The organism is Streptomyces pseudogriseolus, from assembly GCA_002154585.1.
GTDB classification, from domain to species: Bacteria; Actinomycetota; Actinomycetes; order Streptomycetales; family Streptomycetaceae; genus Streptomyces; species Streptomyces pseudogriseolus.
This window is the reverse complement of sequence record MUNG01000313.1, coordinates 2,185-2,388: the sequence shown is the minus strand read 5'-3', so window position 1 is coordinate 2,388 and position 204 is coordinate 2,185. Positions and strand designations below refer to the sequence as shown.

At 62.3% G+C, this 204-nt stretch carries 1 protein-coding gene; it reads left to right on the top strand.

The genetic code is table 11. From position 1 onward, the window contains the following. Nucleotides 1–204: FAD-binding protein (locus tag CCN29_RS36220; RefSeq protein WP_442538488.1), on the top strand; the 204-nt coding region annotated here is incomplete at both ends.

Below are 204 nucleotides of genomic sequence, written 5' to 3'. Positions count from 1 at the left end.
GCGGACCGCACCGGTCACATGATCCTCCAGACGCTGTACCAGAACTGCGTCAAGGAGGGCGTGGAGTTCTTCAACGAGTTCTACGTCCTGGACCAGCTGATCACCGAGGTCGACGGCGTCAAGAAGTCCGCCGGCGTCGTCGCGTACGAGCTGGCGACCGGCGAGATCCACATCTTCCAGGCGAAGTCCGTGATCTACGCCTCC